At 59.6% G+C, this 15,183-nt stretch carries 14 protein-coding genes; 4 read left to right on the top strand and 10 right to left on the bottom strand.

Going from position 1 to position 15,183, the window contains the following annotated elements:
- The first annotated feature begins 6 nt into the window (after positions 1-6).
- Positions 7-174 (top strand): DUF1674 domain-containing protein, encoded by a 168-nt coding sequence (locus tag GRI41_RS00195; RefSeq protein WP_160602661.1) that lies wholly within the window; start codon positions 7-9, stop codon positions 172-174.
- Here GRI41_RS00195 and GRI41_RS00190 read toward each other — a convergent pair.
- The 4 genes from GRI41_RS00190 to GRI41_RS00175 are packed head-to-tail and all read right to left on the bottom strand — an operon-like array spanning position 171 to position 5,950.
- A complete protein-coding gene (locus tag GRI41_RS00190) occupies positions 171-1,553 on the bottom strand; it encodes a cytochrome P450 (RefSeq protein WP_160602660.1) in 1,383 nt (460 codons plus the stop codon). The genes GRI41_RS00195 and GRI41_RS00190 overlap by 4 nt on opposite strands.
- Before the next feature lie 58 nt (positions 1,554-1,611).
- Complete coding sequence (gene hemH / locus GRI41_RS00185; protein WP_160602659.1) at positions 1,612-2,649, bottom strand: ferrochelatase; 1,038 nt, start codon at positions 2,647-2,649, stop codon at positions 1,612-1,614.
- A 5-nt stretch (positions 2,650-2,654) separates the two neighbouring features.
- On the bottom strand, positions 2,655-4,940 hold the full coding sequence (locus GRI41_RS00180; RefSeq protein ID WP_160602658.1) for a molybdopterin cofactor-binding domain-containing protein: 2,286 nt from the start codon (positions 4,938-4,940) through the stop codon (positions 2,655-2,657).
- Between the two features lie 2 nt (positions 4,941-4,942).
- Positions 4,943-5,950: an Mrp/NBP35 family ATP-binding protein gene (locus GRI41_RS00175; RefSeq protein ID WP_407985503.1), complete on the bottom strand. Its 1,008-nt coding sequence runs from the start codon at positions 5,948-5,950 to the stop codon at positions 4,943-4,945.
- Between the two features lie 55 nt (positions 5,951-6,005).
- On the opposite strand from GRI41_RS00175, the gene hflK reads away from it, so the two are divergent.
- From hflK to GRI41_RS00160, 3 genes are all read left to right on the top strand, one after another.
- Entirely contained in the window at positions 6,006-7,190 is a 1,185-nt protein-coding gene (gene hflK / locus GRI41_RS00170; protein ID WP_235901008.1) for a protease modulator HflK, read from the top strand.
- Between the two features lie 2 nt (positions 7,191-7,192).
- On the top strand, positions 7,193-8,026 hold the full coding sequence (gene hflC / locus GRI41_RS00165; protein WP_160602657.1) for a protease modulator HflC: 834 nt from the start codon (positions 7,193-7,195) through the stop codon (positions 8,024-8,026).
- A gap of 185 nt (positions 8,027-8,211) precedes the next feature.
- Positions 8,212-9,738, top strand: coding sequence for a Do family serine endopeptidase (locus tag GRI41_RS00160; RefSeq protein WP_160602656.1), 1,527 nt, complete (start codon positions 8,212-8,214; stop codon positions 9,736-9,738).
- 70 nt (positions 9,739-9,808) lie between these two features.
- Here the strand turns inward: GRI41_RS00160 and GRI41_RS00155 are convergent, their stop codons facing one another.
- The 6 genes from GRI41_RS00155 to GRI41_RS00130 form a co-directional block, all read right to left on the bottom strand.
- Positions 9,809-10,222, bottom strand: coding sequence for a hypothetical protein (locus GRI41_RS00155; RefSeq protein WP_160602655.1), 414 nt, complete (start codon positions 10,220-10,222; stop codon positions 9,809-9,811).
- A gap of 149 nt (positions 10,223-10,371) precedes the next feature.
- The gene (locus tag GRI41_RS00150; RefSeq protein WP_160602654.1) at positions 10,372-12,540 is read right to left on the bottom strand and encodes a transglycosylase domain-containing protein; all 2,169 of its coding nucleotides are present in this window, start codon (positions 12,538-12,540) and stop codon (positions 10,372-10,374) included.
- A 109-nt stretch (positions 12,541-12,649) separates the two neighbouring features.
- Complete coding sequence (gene msrB, locus GRI41_RS00145; RefSeq protein WP_160602653.1) at positions 12,650-13,075, bottom strand: peptide-methionine (R)-S-oxide reductase MsrB; 426 nt, start codon at positions 13,073-13,075, stop codon at positions 12,650-12,652.
- A gap of 365 nt (positions 13,076-13,440) precedes the next feature.
- Positions 13,441-14,112, bottom strand: a complete 672-nt coding sequence (locus tag GRI41_RS00140; RefSeq protein ID WP_160604542.1) for a glutathione S-transferase family protein — start codon at positions 14,110-14,112, stop codon at positions 13,441-13,443.
- A gap of 88 nt (positions 14,113-14,200) precedes the next feature.
- Positions 14,201-14,575: a hypothetical protein gene (locus GRI41_RS00135; RefSeq protein ID WP_160602652.1), complete on the bottom strand. Its 375-nt coding sequence runs from the start codon at positions 14,573-14,575 to the stop codon at positions 14,201-14,203.
- 158 nt (positions 14,576-14,733) lie between these two features.
- On the bottom strand, positions 14,734-15,141 hold the full coding sequence (locus GRI41_RS00130) for a hypothetical protein (RefSeq protein ID WP_160602651.1): 408 nt from the start codon (positions 15,139-15,141) through the stop codon (positions 14,734-14,736).
- Positions 15,142-15,183: the final 42 nt, after the last annotated feature.

The raw sequence follows: 15,183 nt of genomic DNA, 5'->3' as shown, positions 1-15,183 counted from the left end.
GGCTTTATGAAACGCGCAACAAAACGGCCGACGGGTTTCGAGAAGCCCGCCCATTGGACCAACGACCCTGCACCCAAGCCCAAAGCCGTCGATCCCGCGAAAGACGAGCCGCGCGACCTTTCGCCGACCCGCTATGGCGATTGGGAGAAAAACGGCATTGCGGTGGATTTTTAGAGCGGCCTGAAAGCGACTTTCAGCCCGTCTTTCGGCTGCGGGATCGGCCATGCCTTCCACGCCGGATCATAGCCATCCTCGATCTCGATCTGGTAGCGGGTCAGCACCTGCGCCATCAGGATTTTCACCTGCATGTAAGCAAAGTGCAGGCCGAGGCACATATGCGCGCCGCCCCCAAACGGGACCCAGGCATATTTGTGGCGTGCTTTCACCTGATCGGTAGTGAAGCGCAGTGGATCGAATTTCTCGGGCTCGGGCCAGTGCTCTTCCATGTGATGCACATATTGCGCGTTGATGCCTACGGGGGTGCCAGCCGGAATTGTGTATCCGCCAAATTCGAAATCACGCAAAGCGCGGCGCGGAGTCGAGGGAACCGGCGGGACCATCCGCAGCGCTTCCTTGAACGCCATTTCGGTCAGTTCCAGCTTGCCCAGATCGTCATAGCCGACATCGCTTGCGCCGCCGGTGATCGCGGTGATTTCTGCGCGCAGTTTCTCCTGCCATTCGGGATTCTTGGCGAGAAGATAGATCAGCGACGTCGCGCTGGATGTAATCGTGTCATGCGCTGCCATCATCAGAAAGTTCATGTGATCGACAACTTCCTCGACCGGCAGCAAGGAACCATCTTCGCGTTCGGCAGTGGCAAACTGGCTGAACATATCCTGCCCGCCACCTTCCTTGCGGCGGCGATGCGTTTCCTTGGTGAAATAATCGACCAGGAATTCGCGGCCCTTCACGCCTTTGCGCATCAGCGTAAACGGCAGAGGTTGGCGGACCGGCGCGACAGAGGCCTGCACCATGTTCACGAATGCTTCGTTGATCTTGTCCGCTTCCGGCCCCCATTCGATGCCGATGAAACTGTCCGCAGCAAGATCGAGAGTAAGCTTCTTGATCACGGGGTAGAATTTCATCTCCCCTTCCCAATTTTTCACCGCATCGGAAATGCCGCGATTGAGGCTGCCCGCATAATGCCGCATCGGCCCGGGCTTGAACGCAATCGACAAGGCTTTGCGATCGGCGCGATGATGGTCGAAATCCATCAGCATAAGACCGCGCGGGAATAGCTTGTCGAGGACCGGCCCCCAGCCCTGTTCCGAAGAGAACAGTTTCTGCCGGTCGAACAATATCAATTCGTTCGCATCGGCACCGACCAGCGCCACTACCCATCCGCCAAAGGCCTTGTTGCGGTAAACATTGCCGAATTTTTCAACCATACTGCGGGTAAAACCATGCGGATCGGCGAGCATTTTAAGCGTGTTACCGACCAGCGGATAGCCGCCTTCGCCGGGAATATGCGCCAAATCGCCCAGAGCGGGGTTGCCCTCTCTCCAGTGCTTTGGCGGGGTGTCCGGAACGACATCGGCGGCGAGAGTGGCCATTCAATCCTCGAAAGTCTGCGCAATCTGCTACTGACAAGAATGTAAGTAAATTGGCGATTTATGTCCAGCCCGACAATTCGCGCCGGATCAGCTGTTCCAGCATGTCCATCCCCGGCGTGCTGGTATTGAGGCAGGACAGCGCCGCAAAATTCTCGCCGCCTTCTTCACAGAACTGCTCTTTGCCCTGAATGGCCAACTCTTCCAGCGTCTCCAGACAATCGGCTGAGAAACCGGGCGCCGCGATCGCGACATTCTTCACGCCTTCTGTCGCCAAGCGTTCCAACGTGTCATCGGTTGCCGGCTCCAGCCATTGCGCAGGACCGAAGCGCGATTGGAAACTCGTTTCGAAACGCAGTGGTCCGTCCGGGCCATTCCGGCCTGCCATTTTCGCCTCGAGCAAACGCGCGGTTTTACGGCAGTGACAATGATACGGATCGCCGAGTTCGAGCGTGCGTTGCGGCATCCCGTGGAAACTGAGCAACAGCACTTCCGGCTGGAAATCCAGCGAGTCGAGCTGCGCGTTCAAATCCTTCGACAGGGCATCGATATAGGCCGGATCATCATAATAGGGCGGCATGGTCCGCAAGGCTGGCTGCCAGCGCATATCCCGGAGTTTGTCGGCCACCTTGTCGACCGCCGTCGCAGTCGTCGCGCCCGAATATTGCGGATATAGCGGCGCGAGGAGAATGCGGTCGCACCCGTCATCCATCAGCTTCTGAAGCTGGTCCGCAATCGCAGGCTTGCCATAGCGCATCGCCCATTCGACTTGCACGCCCTCTCCCAGCCGCTGCTGCATCCCTTCCGCCTGCTTTTTGGTGATTACCGCCAGCGGCGAGCCTTCTTCAGACCAAATCTGGCTATAGGCATGCGCCGATTTTTTTGGCCGCGTATTCAGAATAATTCCGCGCAAGATCGGCTGCCACGCAATCGGCGGAATTTCGACCACGCGGCGGTCGGAAAGAAATTCCTTGAGATAGGTTTTTACAGCGGATGGAGTCGGGGCCTCCGGCGTTCCCAGATTGACGATCAGCACGCCGACCTGGCCGCATTTGACCGGCTGATGATCGGACGGGAGGTTGCTCGATTGCCACGTCATTTCCATCAAAACCCTTCGGAAAACAGCGGGAGCCGGCGGAACCGCAGCCCCGTTGCCGAAAACAGGGCATTGGCAATTGCCGGGGCGCAAACTGCCGCACCCAGTTCGCCCGGATCGAACGGTTCTCTGTCGCTCGCGATAAAGTCAATTTCGATTTCGGGGCAATCCGCAAGGACCGGCAAATCGAGTTGCGCCAGACGTTGGCTGGTCGGCAATCCGGCAGAATATCGTGTGCTCGACCCCATCGCCAACCCTAGCCCGAATACCAATCCGCCTTCGATCTGCTGGCGGGCAATATCCAGATTGACAATCCGCCCGATATCAACCGCGGCGCTGAGTTTGGATACTTTCAGACCGCCTTCATCGCGGCGCGCGGTGGCAATGCAGGCGATCCGGCCGCCACTTTCAAAGGAGCCCATCCGGTGGCACGCCAACCCCTGTCCGCTTTGGTCGCGCCCGCCATCCCATTGCGCAAGCGCCCCCGCGCGCTGAAGGCAGCTGACCATGCGGAAATCCTTGCCCAGCATCTCGATCCGGTAGGACAAGGGTTCGCGGCCAAACATTGCGGCGGTCTCGTCGATGAATGATTCGATGAAGAACGCGGTATAGCTGTGCGCATTCCCGCGCATCCGGCCGACCGGATGGCCGACATCGATCGGGACATGATCGACCGCGACATGGGGGATGCCGTAATGCGGCATTGCGCCCTCCACTGCCATCGGGTCGGGCTTGCCACTGGATGCCTCACGCGCGGCCCATGCGGTCTTGTTTCCGAACAGCCGTTCGCCAAATTCGGGGCCGCCCGGCGGGGCGGCGATGCGCACATGCATCGCATCAATCTGGCCATTGGCGCCCGGCACCAGATTTGCCCAGATCAAGCCCGCCGCGGGCGCGCGCGGCAAACCGGCGAGATGTTCTTGCCAGCGCGACCATACCAGTTGCACCGGCCGCGGGCGCTTGCGCGATATTTCACGTGCAATCAAAGCGACTTCTATCGCATGATCATGTTCCAGCCGGCTGTCGAAGCTACCGCCTGCCGGCATCGGATAGAGAATGACATCGTCCAGCGACAACCCGACAGCTTTGGCGGCAGCTTCGCGCGCGCGTTCGGGTGCCTGGCTGGCCAGCCATAGCTCCAGCTTGCCATCAGCATAGCGGGCAGTCGCGCTGGCAGTCTCCAGCTGGGCATGGAGTGCCGGGCCTGCATCGTAGCGCCGGGCGATGTCGCGCCCGTAAATCGCCTCGCTTCCTTTCCCGCGTGTCGCCATGCGGAACGCCGCGCCTTCGCGCACCGCTTCATTCATCATCTCATCGCTACGATTGCTGTCTGCCGGGTTGGCGACCGTAAAGCGCGGAACCATCGCTTCGACGGCTTGATCCGCGCTCCACCAATCGGTCGCGACAGCGGCCAGCCAGCGTTTTCCTTTGACCACGCCGACCACACGCGGATTTCCCAGAACCGCGTTCTTGTTGAACGCGGCCAGTTTGGATTGTTCGACCGGACCATGCTTGATCGCCGCATAGACCATGTCGGGCAAACGCACATCGCCTGCGAACACATGCGAACCATCGACTTTCGAAGGCAGGTCGAGCCGTGGATATTCGATTTCCGCTGATTCCGCGCCCGCGATAGGCGTCTCCGCGGCAGGCTCCGACCGGAGCGGCGGCGGATCGGGTGCATCGCGCTCTGCCGCGCCAACGGCCAGTTCGGCGAAGGACAGACGCTTGTCGTCGTAACGGATAAAGCCGCGCAGAGCGTGGCATTCTTCGGGCGGCACGTCCCAGCGCTCCGCCGCTTCTTCGGTCAACAGCCAGCGCGCAGAGGCCGCAGCGTCGCGGCAGGAATTTTCATAGGCCGCAAGCGACGTTCCATCGGCGGTCGCCGTAAATCGGGTCATTTGGGCAAAGCGTTCGGTGACCAGATCATCCGGCCTGTCCGCCAAACTGGAAAATTCCGGGGCCCACAAAGCCGACCACTTCGCGGCAAGCGGGATGTTGGCATAGGCCCCGCTGACCGGTGCGGGTTCCACCGCAATTTGCCGCCAGTCCGCGCCCATTTCCTGCGCGATGACTTGCGGAAGGATAGTTGTGATCCCCTGCCCCATTTCAAGTTGGGGCACCGCCACGGTGACCACACCGTCGGCGGCAACTTTCAGCCAGGCATCGAATGCATATTCGCCTTCACCCGGCGTCAGCGGCGTGGGGAAAATGCGCGAACGCAGACCCCATGCAACCAACAAGCCGCCGCCAACCGCAGCACCGACCAGCACTCCGCGACGACTGATGGCCATGGTCAGACCTGCCCCCCGACCGGCTGCGTATCGAGCCAGTCGGCCAATTGTTTGGCGACGGCGTGAAACGGTTCTGCCTCGTGCCCGTCACCCGCAGCGGATGGCGTGCCATTGTCACTGGCAGTGCGGATTTCCATCGCGAGCGGGATGCGGCCCAGAAACGGAATGCCGGTTGCATCTGCGGCGGCTTCGACACCGCCTTTCCCGAAAGGATCGCTCACTTCGCCGCAGCTTGGGCAGGCATAGCCCGACATATTCTCCACCAATCCGATAATCGGCACTTTGCCCGAATCGAACAGATTGGCCGCGCGCTGCGCATCGATCAGCGCCAGATCCTGCGGGGTCGAAACGATCACTGCCCCGGCCGGCTTGAATTTCGACAGCATCGTCAATTGCACATCGCCGGTGCCCGGCGGCAAATCGATCAGCAGCACTTCGGTGCCGTCCCAATGGGCGTCGATCAGCTGCGCCATGGCATTGCCCGCCATCGGTCCGCGCCACGCCAAGGCGACCCCCGGTTCAACCAGATGCCCCATCGACAGCAGCGGGATTCCATGAGGGCTGGGGACAGGAACCAGCTTGTCATCGCGCGCTTCGGGCTTTTGCCCTTTGTTGTTCAGGATGGTCGGCTGCGACGGGCCGTAAACATCGGCATCGACAATCCCGACTTTGCGGCCCAGCCGCGCCAACGCAACGGCAAGGTTTGCGGTCAGGGTGGACTTGCCCACACCGCCCTTGCCCGAACCCACGGCAATCAGTGTAGGGCCCGGCTGAGGCGGCGCACGATCGGCGACCATCGCCACGCGAACATCGCCGACGCCATCTGCTTCGCCAATGATCTGCTTTACGGCGGACTCCAGACCGTCGCGGTTCTCCGGCTCCAACCCCGATGCATCAAGCACCAATGTTGCCCGACCATTCTCCAGCTTGATCGACTGCACACGCGCTGCAACCGAGTCCGGAAGTCGTGCCTTCAAAGCCTGTTCGTCCATGGCGCTAGGCCCTAGCATTAAAATTGCGCGCGCAACCCCTGTTTTTCCTGCAATCGACACTTATAAAGGGATCATGAGCACATTTGGCGATTTCACGAGAAATATCGGACTGGCAATGGCCGGCAAGAGCCCTTGGGGTTCCAATAACGGGGAAGATTCCGGCGGGGGTGGCGACGATCCGGCACAAGATTCGGGATCAAAGAAACCCAAGGGCCCGCGCAATCCGTGGGTTTCGGGCACCCCCTCAAGCACAGGCTCCGACGGCCCGCGCCGATCCGCCAATGTGGAAGATATCTTCAAGAAGCGCGGCTCTGGCGGCGGTGGCGGCTCGGGCGGCGGCGGGTTTAGCCTGCCCGAACGGCCAGGCGGCAAAAGCTGGGTTCCGGTGGCAATATTGGCGATCGTTGCCGTCGCGATTCTGGCCACCAGCACGCATTTGATTGGCCCGCAGGAAAAAGGCGTTGTCAAAACGCTGGGCAACTTTACCCGGACAATGGAGCCGGGCCTCAATTTTTCTGCCCCTTTCCCGATCGAAACGGTCGATGTCGAGGACGTGTCGGGCGTGCGGACATTGCGCATTCCCGATAGCGGTCAGGAAGTGAAGCTGATCCTGACCGGTGACCAGAATCTGGTGGATTTGAGCTACATCGTCCGGTGGAACATCAAAGATCTGGCCGACTTCAAATTCCGCTTGGTCGAACCCGTCGAAACGGTGAGCGAAGCGGCCGAAGCAGCTATGCGCGCGGCTGTTGCCGAAAAAGAGCTCAACGAAACCTTCACTGGTCAAGGCCGCGCCTCGATCGAACTCGATGTGCGTGAGCGCATGCAAGCCACGCTCGATTCGTACCAAGCGGGCATCCGCGTCCTCGGTGTAGAGGTCGAAAAGGCTGACCCGCCTGCGCAAGTGGTCGATGCTTTCCGCGACGTGCAAGTTGCCGAGCAAAATGCCGACGCAGCGCGCAACCAGGCACGCGGTTACGCGCAACAAGTCCTCGCCACTGCAGAGGGTGAGGCGCAGGCGTTTGACAAAGTCTATGAAGAATACCGCTTGGCACCCGAGGTCACCCGCCAGCGGCTCTATTATGAAACAATGGAGCGGATTCTCAGCCAGACCGACAAGACGGTTATCGAAGCCGACGGGGTAACACCCTATCTGCCTCTACCCGAGCTGAGGAAGCGCGCCACGCCCGCTGCGCCGGTGACACCGGCTGCGCCCGCACAAGCCCCGGCACAATCCTCTGCACAGGGAGGCCAGTAATCATGGAAAACATCTGGAACAATTATCGCGGCGCAGCCATTCTGGCGATTGTCGCTGTCCTGGCCTTCTTCTCGAGCGTCTACATTGTGCCCGAGGAAGAACAGGTTGTCATCATCCGGGCGGGTAATCCCGTCAACACAGCCAACACGCCCAACGGGAAAACCAACGCGGGTCTTTATCTACGCGTGCCGCTGATCGATTCGGTCCGCAGAGTTGAAAAGCGCCTGCTCGATCTTGAAATGACCGACGAGGAAGTTCTTTCAAACGACCAGCAGCGTCTGCTCGTCAATGCCTATGCGCGGTTCCGGATTACCGATCCGGTGAGGATGGTTGAACGCGCAGGGACAACCGACGGCGTGCGTACCGCGCTCGAGCCGATCCTCAACTCGGTTCTGCGTCAGGAATTGGGTCGCCGGACTTTCCAGGCCATGCTGACCGCTGAACGCGGCACTGCTCTGGCCAATGTCCGTACCAATCTGGACCGGCAGGCAAGGCAATATGGCGCAGAGGTTGTCGATGTGCAGATCAAGCGCACCGACTTGCCCGATGCACCGCTCGAATCGGCATTCCGCCGGATGGAATCGGACCGCGAACGCGAAGCCCGCACCATTCGCGCGCAGGGCACACGCGATGCACGGATTATCCGCGCGGAAGCCGATGCTGATGCTGCCAAAACCTACGCCGACGCCTTCGGCAAAGATGCCGGCTTCTACGATTTCTACCGCGCGATGCAGAGCTATGAACAGACTTTTGCCAAACGCGAGGACGGCCCGCAAAACAGCATGATATTGTCTCCCGACAATGAATATCTGCGGCAGTTCCGCGGCAGGCGCTAGGCACAAATCGGCAATCGCGCCGTTGGTCGATTATGGAATGGCATTTGTCGGCGACTACAGATGTCGTTCAAACGCCGTTCAGGGCGATTGCCCTGAGATGTAAATAGGCGGCCGGGTCTTTGCACCACGGCTTGTTTTGGCGTTGTGAAGTTGAGAATGAAAAGGAACAAAAGGACGTGAAGCCTGTGCGATATGCTTATGGACTAACCTCCGCGCTGCTGGTTGGCGGCGCAGCCATCTCCCTCATCGGCGGCTACCCCGCCGGAGCGCAAACGGCGCAGAACGAAGGCCTGCAAATGGAGCGGGCGGTTCCGCGTGCGGGCGCACCGGAAAGCTTTGCCAATCTGACCGAACAATTGCAGCCTGCCGTGGTCAACATCTCGACCCGTCAAGAAGTGCAAGTTCAAGCCAACAATCCCTTCGCCGGCACTCCGTTTGCCGACATGTTCGGCAACCGCCGCGGCCGGGGAAGCCAGCAACCGCAAACGCAGGAAGCGCAATCGCTGGGTTCGGGCTTTATCATTTCGGCTGACGGCTATGTGGTGACCAACAATCACGTGGTCAGCCCTGGCAGAAACGGCACGATCACAGAGATCACTGTCAAAATGCCAGACGGCAAGGAATATGACGCCGAACTGGTTGGCACTGACGCGCAATCGGACCTTGCGGTGCTCAAGATCCAGGGCGGTGAAAATTTCCCCTTCGTCAAATTCGGCGATTCCGATCAGGCCCGCGTTGGCGACTGGGTTATTGCCATCGGCAACCCGTTCGGCCTCGGCGGCACGGTCACTTCGGGCATCGTATCGGCGGTGCTGCGTAACACCGGATCGGGCGGCGCCTATGACCGCTATATCCAGACCGACGCCAGCATCAATCGCGGCAATTCGGGCGGCCCGCTGTTCGATATGCAAGGCAATGTGATCGGCATTAACAATGCGATTATTTCGCCCACCGGCGGCAGTGTCGGTATCGGCTTTGCCATTCCCGCAGAAATCGCCGCGCCTATCGTGGATAATCTGCGCAAGGGTATCGAGATCGAGCGCGGCTTCCTTGGCGTCGGCATTGACCGTGTCGACGAGGATCTGGCCGCATCGCTGGGCCTTGAAAAGAACCTTGGCGAGATCGTCCAGAGCGTCCAGCCCGATGGTGCCGCAGAAAAGGCGGGCATCAAACCGGGCGATATTGTGGTCGAAGTGAACAACAAGCGCGTGACGCCGCAACAAACGCTGTCCTTCCTTGTTGCCAATATCACACCGGGAACGCGCGTCCCGATCGAGCTTTACCGCGACGGCAAGCGGCGGACCGTACAGGCCACCATCGGCAAACGTCCGAGCGAAGAAGAGCTGGCCAGCCAGCAAATGTTCGATCCCGATGCCGATGCGGAAATGCCCCAAGAGGATGACAACGGCGCGATCGAAGAGAAACTGGGTCTGCAAGTCATTCCGCTGACCGGACAGATCGCCAACAGCCTGGGCGCATCAAGCGATACAACAGGTCTGGTAGTCGCCGCAGTCAGCCGGACTTCGGATGCCGCGCGCAAGGGTCTGCGCCGCGGTGACATTATCCTGACGGCGAATTATGTCGACGTGCCAACCCTGTCAGCGCTGGAACAGGTCATCAGCGAGGCCGAGAGCGACAATCGCGATGCGGTACTGCTGCGTGTCCAGCGCCGCGGATTGCCCGCCCGCTATGTGGCGGTGCGATTGCGCTGAAGCAGCCTGAGGAACAAGACTTAAAACCCCTCCCCAAAAACCGGGAGGGGTTTTTTGTTTGGCGAGTTAGTTACCGCACTTTGCGGACATTATTGACCAAGTCGCGTTGCGCGACGCAGGTCCAGTCATTAGACCTTTTGGTCGAGCCGACCGCTCTGTACTCAACATCACCCGTCGCGTGATAGGTGTAGTAGACAGCGGTCCCAGAGCCGCGCACGGCAAAGAATCCGCAATCGGCTTTTCCATTGTCGCCTTGTTCTTGACTGTGACACGCTCTCGCAAAAATTCGTTGCGGACATTTGTTCTCATACACCACGGAAATCTTGTCGCCGCTCCAGCTATGGCTTTTAATCTGTAAACACGGAACATTTGCAGAGAGCTTTCCGTCCCAGCATCCATCTGAGTCCAAAGAACTGGAATAGGTTGCCGATGCCGAAGACGATGCCACAATGGCAGCTGCACAAAGCAAAAAGCGTAACGACATATTTAATTTCCTCATGGACGCAATGAGAGGATAGGATAACCTAATATCCTCCCGATGGTCAATTCTCGTGGAAAGATAAGGGTTTAACAGGCTGACCCGAAGTGACGTGAGGTTGCGCGATTTGAATCGCCGCGATTGAAACGTACTAGCTAATTGCCACTTGGCGCGGGCTGCTGAGCAGGGCGCGGCACTGGCGGCGGTGGAACCGCGCGCTGCGAAGGGCGCGCTGGCGGTGTATTAGGCCTTTCGCCCGTCGCGCGGTTCAGAAAATCATCGCCCGCTGCCGGCGGCGCATCATTATTCGGCACTTGCGGGCGATCGGTGGCATCTCCTGTTTGCCCTTCACCCTCTACGGGGAAAGACGGATCGCGCGGGCCATCGGATACTCCCGGCTCGATCAGATTGCCCTGTTCGTCGATGTAATAATACTCGTCCGGATCGCCGAAATAGAATTCATCATCGGGCTCAAGCTGCCATTCGGGCAATTTTAGATCGGTGTTGAATTGCTCGACCGGGCGATCCTTGACCGCATAGCGCATATAGGCCGCAAAAGCCTGCGCCGGTGCGCGTCCGCCCTGCAAACCGGCGACACGCTTAGCATCGTCACGGCCCATCCATACGCCGGTGGTTATCCCGCTGGAAAACCCGATAAACCAGCCATCCTTGTTCGACGATGTTGTGCCCGTTTTGCCCGCCACCGGCCGGCCGATCTGCGCTGCTTTGCCGGTGCCCGTATTGACCGCGGTTTGCAGCAAATCGGTGATCCCCGCCGCGACATAGTCCGGCACCAGCCGCGCAGCGCGCTTGTTTTCATGTTCGTACAGCGTTTCGCCATCGCCGGTGGTGACTTTGAGAACACCGTAAGGCTCGACCGAAAACCCCCCGGCAGAAACCGAGGCGAAAGCGCGCGTCATATCGATCACCCGCGTTTCCGAGCTGCCCAAAACCATCGCGGGGAATGTCGAAATCGGGGTGGTAATGCCAAAGCGTTTGGCCATGCTGGCAACCGTGCCGAAACCGACTTCATTGCCAAGCTGCGCGGCAACGGTGTTTTTCGAATAGGCAAAGGCCGTGCGGATATTGATCTCGCCCGCATAGCCGCCGCCCGAATTGCGCGGGCTCCAGCCATCGATTGTGACCGGCACGTCCTTGACCGAATCTTCTGGCGTGTAGCCGGCTTCCAGAGCCGCCAGATAGACGAACAATTTCCAGGCTGAACCCGGCTGGCGGACGGCATCGGTCGCCCTGTTGTAATTGGTTTCGACGTAATCGGTCCCGCCGATCATCGCCAAAATCGCCCCGTCACGATCCAAGCTGACCAACGCGCCCTGCGCGCCGTCCGGCGTGTTGGATTTGACCGCGGTGGCGGCGGTGCGCTGCATTCCGACATCGAGCGTGGTCCACACTTCGATCGGTTCGAAAGTCTCCGGCAGCAGGATATCAAGCTGGGGCAGAACCCAATCGGTGAAGTACCGCACCGAGTTCTGTCCGCGGTCCGGTTTCAGATTCACCGTTGCCGGTTCCACCGTAACATTGGGATCAATCCGACCCTGTTCCTTCATCAGCTGCAAGACCACTTGCGCGCGGTCCACTGCGGCCTGCACATCGGCGGTGGGTGAATAGCGCGAAGGCGCTTTCACCAGCCCCGCGATAATCGCCGCTTCGGCAGTGGTGAGTTCGGTTGCCGGGTGGCTGAAGAATTTGCGGCTCGCGCTGTCGATCCCGTAGGCTCCGCCGCCGAAATAGACCTTGTTGAGATAGAGCTCGAGGATCTGGTCCTTGGTGAATTTGCTTTCCAGCGCCAGGGCCAGCACCGCTTCGCGCATTTTGCGGTCCAGCGTCCGGTTGGAATTGAGAAACACATTGCGCGCAAGCTGCTGGGTAATGGTCGAGGTACCGCCAATGCGCTTGTCACCGGTAAAGGATTCGAGCACCGCGCCGGTCAGGCGCACCGGATCGACCCCGAAATGCGAATGATACCTCTTGTCCTCGACCGAGATCATCGCATCTTTCATGACTTGCGGAATCTCGTCGCTATCGAGCCATTTTCCGAAAGTCGGCCCCAGTTCGACAATCTCGGTCCCGTCGCGCGCGCGCACGACAATTGTCTGCGCGTTCTGGGTTGCTTTTAACTCGTTATAGCTGGGCAATGATCGCGCCGCGAACAGCACTGCGAGGCCAAGAAACAATGCCCCGATCAAGGCAAGGCTGCCACCCCAGACAATCGTGCGCCGAAGCCAAAGGCGCCAGCCCGTCGGCTTTTGCTTCACTTTTTTCCGGCCCGCCGCAGCTTTGCGCCGGCTACCCCGCTTTGCCATTGCAACCGGTCACCTGATCAACGGCGCAGTGCGCGCCAAAATACTAGCGATCAATGCATAGAGCAGTTGTAACACCGCGTGAACGGAGAAAGTTAAGTTGTCGCCGACTTTAACTCTTGGGCACGTCTTTCAAAATTCCGTCCGGATTGAAGTCGAGCGACGCGCTGTTGATGCAATAGCGTAGCCCGCCTGCTTCGGGCGGCCCGTCGGGGAACACATGCCCCAGATGGCCATCGCAACTGGCGCAAGTGACTTCGGTGCGGATCATGCCGTGCGATGTGTCGCGGTGCTCATCGATTGCACCGCTTTCGGCAGGGGTGGTGAATGCGGGCCAGCCGCAGCCGCTATTATATTTGGAATCGCTTTCGAACAGCTTGGCGTCGCAAGCCGCGCAGACATATTCGCCTTCATCGTAATGCTTGTCATATTCGCCGGTGAAAGCGCGCTCCGTGCCTTTCTCGCGGAGAATATGAAACTGCTCCGGCGTCAGCTTTTCGCGCCATTCCGCATCGGTAGTGGTCTTGGGATCAGACATCTTAATTCTCCTTACGGGAGATATAGGGTTGTTTTTGTTGGCCTCAAGCAGAGGATTTCTTGTTTGAGGCCCTCAGTCGCCGGGTGGGTTTTTGTTTGGCCTCAAGCGCCAGCGTTCGCATCCGCTCACTTGGCTATCCTCGCTTTCGCTCCCTGGCGGTCGCTGCGCTGCGGGCGGGCCGCGTGGCCCTATGGCTGCCGCGACCAAGAGTTAGAACGAACGTCGCTGACGTAGTGCGGTCCGGTCCGCCAACGGACGGACCGCAAGGCCGACCGGCCGCCCGAGCTTATGCGAGGTAGCCAAGCGAGCCAGATGGCTCGCGCCCTGCGACTGAGGGGCTGATCGATAGATCAGCTCAAAACAAACTACGCATTCACATCGGCATAGTGGCTGGGCGGCTGGATCACTTCCATCCGCTCGCTCAGAAGCGGGCGGAAGCTGGGGCGGCTTTTGAACACGGAATACCAGCCCTTGGTCTGTTCGTGCCCGTCCCAATCGATCCCGCCCAGATAATCGGCAACGCTGATTTGCGCGGCGGCGGCCAGATCGGCGAGGCTCATCCGGGAGCCCGCGAGCCAGGGCCGCGTGTCGATCAGATAATCCATATAATCGAGATGGCCGTGCGCCATTTTCATCGCTTGCGCCAAAGCACGCGAATCCGGCGGTTGGCGCAGGATCAGGCGCTTTTTCATCCGTTCATGCAGCAACGGCGCGGTCACATCGGCAAAGAAATTCTCGTCGAAAAGCGCGATCAAACGGCGGATTTCCGCTCGCTCTTTGACAGTGCCGTTGATCATTGGCGACTGATCGACCGTCTCTTCAAAATATTCGCAAATCGCGCGGCTATCGCACAGGGTGATCTTCTTGTCCGGATCATGCAGAACAGGCGTGCGCCCCGCAGGATTGAGCGCCCAGAACTCGTCGCTGCCTTCCCACGGATTCTCGCGCCACAGCTCGTAAGCAACGCCCTTCTCGCTCAGCAGCAAGCGGACCTTGCGGCTGAACGGGCATAGAGGGAATTGGTACAGGCGCCACATGTGATCGCTCATGCCCAAACTCGACCATCGCGTCTATAGATTGCGTAGCGGGCATGTGCGATTTTTGGCATGGCCAACGGGTGGCAATTCAGGATTGCGCCGGGCTCTCAATCCGTTCCTGCATCTGTTTGCCCATATCTTCGAGCGCCGGACGCATCGCGTCGAGGCCTTTGATCATTTCCGACAGCATGCCCATCATCATCGGAACTTTGCTGGACAATTGCCCGGGCAATTCATCTGCATCGGGCCCGGCCAGATCGCGCATCGTTGCATCGCGATCCATTTCGGGCATGTCAGCGCCGGGTAGTTTCGCCGCCGCGTCCAGCAGCGGGCCGACCGGCATCTGCAACAGAACTTCGCCCATTGCATCGACCATCGACGCCATTTTGTCCTGCTCGACCGGATCGGAAAGCTTGTCGGTCAATTCGTCAAGCGCGGGCTCTGCCTGGTCTTGCGCCGCCACGGACGAGGACAAAAGCGCAAATGGAACTGCCGCAAGAGCAGCGGCTGCGAAAATTGAAACACGCATGGATATCTCCCCTGAAGATGTTGTTCATCTTCACGTACAATTTTCTGAATGCATGGAAGCTGAACGGCGCGCTGGCGGCGCGAATAGTCGTCCTACAGGCCCGAGGCTTCGAGCAGGATCAGGCACGAAGGCATCATCTTGTGGATATCCTCGCCCTCGTTCAGCTTGGCCGCTTCAGCCGTAATGAAATCGGAAACCGCCTCGCGATCGAGACCCAGTTCGTCGATTGCGCGCACGGCCGCACGGACCATGAATTCCCTGCCGCGCCCTTCCATCGGCGGATAGGACAAAGCCTTCTCGTCACCGATATCCTGCCTGCCATGGATGATCGCAAAGGCCGCGGCGCAGCGAAGCGCGGTTTGTTGTTCGAGGGGAATTTCCACCGGCGGCGCCTGTTCGGCGGCCTGAGGGGCGGTTTCCTGCGCACTGGCGGGCAGCGCCAATGCAAAAGCCGATGCAAAAGCGGCCAAGACGCGGGCAAATCTGGTTCCGATGTTCATGGGCTGCGCCTTACACCCGCCAAGCTGAATATTCACCTGCCA

The sequence above is a fragment of the Pontixanthobacter aquaemixtae genome (assembly GCF_009827395.1).
Lineage (GTDB): Bacteria > Pseudomonadota > Alphaproteobacteria > Sphingomonadales > Sphingomonadaceae > Pontixanthobacter > Pontixanthobacter aquaemixtae.
This window is presented reverse-complemented; position numbering and strand designations above follow the sequence as displayed.